At 73.1% G+C, this 3,502-nt stretch carries 3 protein-coding genes; all 3 read right to left on the reverse strand.

Features of this window, described 5'->3' with window-relative positions; translation table 11 throughout:
* Positions 1-92: 92 nt before the first annotated feature.
* Positions 93-1,091, reverse strand: coding sequence for a cell division protein FtsZ (gene ftsZ, locus AC2W7J_RS16710; protein WP_485983789.1), 999 nt, complete (start codon positions 1,089-1,091; stop codon positions 93-95).
* A 158-nt stretch (positions 1,092-1,249) separates the two neighbouring features.
* Entirely contained in the window at positions 1,250-1,822 is a 573-nt protein-coding gene (locus AC2W7J_RS16715; protein WP_485983791.1) for a cell division protein FtsQ/DivIB, read from the reverse strand.
* On the reverse strand, positions 1,728-3,428 hold the full coding sequence (murC, locus tag AC2W7J_RS16720; RefSeq protein WP_485983793.1) for a UDP-N-acetylmuramate--L-alanine ligase: 1,701 nt from the start codon (positions 3,426-3,428) through the stop codon (positions 1,728-1,730). Before murC ends, AC2W7J_RS16715 begins: the two co-directional genes overlap by 95 nt.
* Positions 3,429-3,502 lie beyond the last annotated feature (74 nt).

The following is a 3,502-nucleotide window of genomic DNA, read 5'->3' on the forward strand; positions in this document are numbered from 1 at the left end:
CCGGAGCCTGCTGGGCAGGACGCTGCTGGGCCGGCGCCGCCTGGGCGGGAGCCTGCTGCGCCGGGGCCCCCCCCCCCGCGGCACGACCCCTGTTACCGCCCGACTGCACCTGCCCGAGGCCCGGTCGTCGGGACGCTGCTGCGGTGCACGCCGTCGAAGCCGGCGGCGATGACCGTCACGCGCACCTCGTCGCCGAGGGCGTCGTCGATGACCGCGCCGAAGATGATGTTGGCCTCCGGGTGGGCGGCCTCCTGCACCAGGCGGGCCGCCTCGTTGATCTCGAAGAGACCGAGGTCGCTGCCACCCTGGATCGACAGGAGCACGCCGTGGGCGCCGTCGATGCTCGCCTCGAGCAGCGGCGAGGAGATCGCCAGCTCGGCGGCCTGGACGGCACGGTCCTCACCACGCGCCGAGCCGATGCCCATGAGGGCGGAGCCGGCCCCTTGCATGACGGACTTGACGTCGGCGAAGTCGAGGTTGATCAGACCCGGCGTGGTGATGAGGTCGGTGATGCCCTGGACACCGGAGAGCAGGACCTGGTCGGCGCTGCGGAAGGCGTCGAGCATGCTCACGGCCCGGTCGCTGATCGACAGCAGCCGGTCGTTGGGGATGACGATGAGCGTGTCGACCTCGTCGCGCAGGGCACCGATCCCGGACTCGGCCTGGTTGGCGCGACGACGGCCCTCGAAGGTGAAGGGGCGCGTGACGACGCCGATGGTGAGCGCACCGAGGCTCTTGGCGATCTTGGCCACGACCGGGGCACCACCCGTGCCGGTGCCGCCACCCTCGCCCGCGGTGACGAAGACCATGTCGGCCCCCTTGAGGACCTCCTCGATCTCCTCCGCGTGGTCCTCGGCGGCCTTCTTGCCGACCTCGGGGTCCGCACCGGCACCGAGACCGCGGGTCAGCTCACGACCGACGTCGAGCTTGACGTCGGCGTCGGACATCAGGAGGGCCTGGGCGTCGGTGTTGATCGCGATGAACTCGACGCCCTTGAGGCCGACCTCGATCATGCGGTTGATGGCGTTGACGCCACCGCCGCCGATGCCGACGACCTTGATAACGGCCAGATAGTTCTGGGCTGATGCCACGGGGGACTCCTGTTGCTGCTGCTCGGTGGTGCCTCGACCTCGAAGCTCAAGGTGAACTTCAGGGTTACGTTTTGATCACGCTCGGTGTGCGGGTGACGTTATGCGGCGCGGGCCGCCGGGGCAAACGCCACGCCCGCGTGTCGCCAGCCTATCCCCTGCTAGCCCGTCGTGACGGGCGTGTCGGGCGCCGAGACGTCGATCGTCCTCGGCTTCTCGTCGAGGAGCACCTGGATGACCCTCACCTTCACGTCCGGACTGCTGCCGTCACCCCAGGAGACCTTGGTCTTCCCGAGCTGGAAGGTGATCTGGTCGGCCGAGTCGACGGTGACGTCGTCGACGTCCTCGCGCAGGTCGTCGGGCAGCGCGGCGAGCATGCCCTGCGCCGCGCGCACCCCGTGACCGGAGACCTCCGCGCCGCTCTCGGCGCTGACCGTCGGCACGTCCCGGGGTGCTGAGCGCACGGTGCGGATCTCGACGCCGTCGAGGTCGAGCAGCCGGAACCCGCCGCCGTCCTGACGCACCGCGAGGGCCGGAACCCTCGACGTCACCTTGACCTTCAGGGTGTGCGGCCAGCCCCGCTCCACGCGGGCGTGGGCGACCGCCGGGACCTCGTCGGTGATCGACGAGGCCACCGCGTCACCGTCGACCCGGGCGAGCGGCGTCCCGACCTGGCGCTCGGCGATCTCCTCGACGTCGGCCCGGTCGGCCGGGTCGGCTCCGCTGACGGTCACCTCGCGGGTGGCGAGCAGGGAGGAGAAGCCGACCGCCCAGCCGAGGGCCACGAGCAGGGCCACGACGAGCAGGCCGACGAGCCAGCGGCGCACCCGCTGGCCGCGCGCCTGGGCTGCCCGCTGCGCGAACCGCTCCTCGGTCGCTGCGCGGGTCCCGCTCCCCCGGCTCATCGCCCCAGGGCCTCGAGCAGTCGCGGCCCGAGGTGGGTGATGTCGCCGGCCCCACGGTGAGCACGAGTCTCCGGCGACGGCGCCTGCGGCGACGCGGGCGACGGCCTTCGTCGGCGGGCAGCACCCGCGCCGAGCGACCACGGGCGGCGAGCGGGTCGGCGATCAGCTGCGAGCTGACCCCGGGCATCGGGTCCTCGCGCGCCCCGTAGACGTCGAGCAGGAGCACCTCGTCGGCCGGCTCGAGCCCGGCGGCGAAAGCCTCGGCGAAGTCGCGCGTCCGCGAGTACAGGTGCGGCTGGAAGAGCACCCACAACCGGTGCTCGCCGGCGATCTCCTTCGCCGTGCGCACGACGGCCTCGACCTTGCCGGGGTTGTGCGCGTAGTCGTCGACGACGGTGACCCCGCGGGCCTCCCCCTTCGTCTCGAAGCGACGTCGGGTCCCGCCGTAGGCCGCGAGCCCGTCGAGGACCGCCTGCGGGTCGGTACCGGTGCCGTGGGCGGCCGCCGTGTAGGCGGCAGCGGCGTTGAGCAGGTTGTGCCGACCGGGGACACCGATGACCAGCTCACGCCGCACGTCGCCCTCGACGAGACCGGCGCGGGCGCTCGTCCCGTCGAGCTCGGGGTCGACGAGGCGCACGTCGGCACCCTCTGCGAAGCCGTAGCGCAGCACGCGCACACCCGCGGCCTGCGCCCGGGTCGCGAGGCGCTCGGAGCCGGGGTCGTCGGCGCAGGCGACGAGCAGACCCCCGTCGCTGATCGTCTCGGCGAACTCGAGGTAGGCGGCCTCGACGGTGGCGAAGTCGCCGTAGAAGTCGAGGTGGTCGGGCTGGACGTTGGTGACGACGGCGACCTGCGGCGCGTAGGCGAGGAAGGAGCCGTCGGACTCGTCGGCCTCGGCGACGAAGGTGGCGCCCTCGCCGAGCGCGGCATTGACGCCCTGGGTCGACAGCTCGCCACCGAGGGCGAAGGAGGGGCGAGCGCCGGCCTCGAGGAGTGCGACGGTGAGCATCGAGCTCGTCGTGGTCTTGCCGTTGGCCCCGGCGACGGCGATGCGGGTCTGCTCCCCCATCGCGGAGGCGAGCGCCTGGCTGCGGTGGAGCACGCGCAGTCCCCGCTCCCGGGCCGCGGCCAGCTCGGGGTTGTCCTCGCGGATGGCGGAGGAGACGACGACGGTGTCGGCGCCCTCGAGGTGCGCCGGGTCGTGCCCGACCCAGATCGTCGCGCCGCGCTCACGGAGCCGTTCGAGCAGCGGCGAGTCGTGGGCATCGCTCCCGCGCACCTCGACGCCCGCGTCGAGGAGCAGGCGCACGATCGCCGACATGCCCGCGCCACCGGCGGCGAGCACGTGCACGACCCCGAGGTCGGCCAGCGGCACCCGGGGAGCGAGGACGTCGAAGCGGGGGTTGCGCGGGACGGGAGGCAGGGTGTCAGCCACGCCGGCCACCGCCGACCCACGCCTCGGTCACCATGTCGGCGAGGGTCTCGTCGGCGCGCGGTGCCCGACGGCGG

It is taken from the genome of Janibacter sp. CFPM2_SD2, assembly GCF_057364645.1.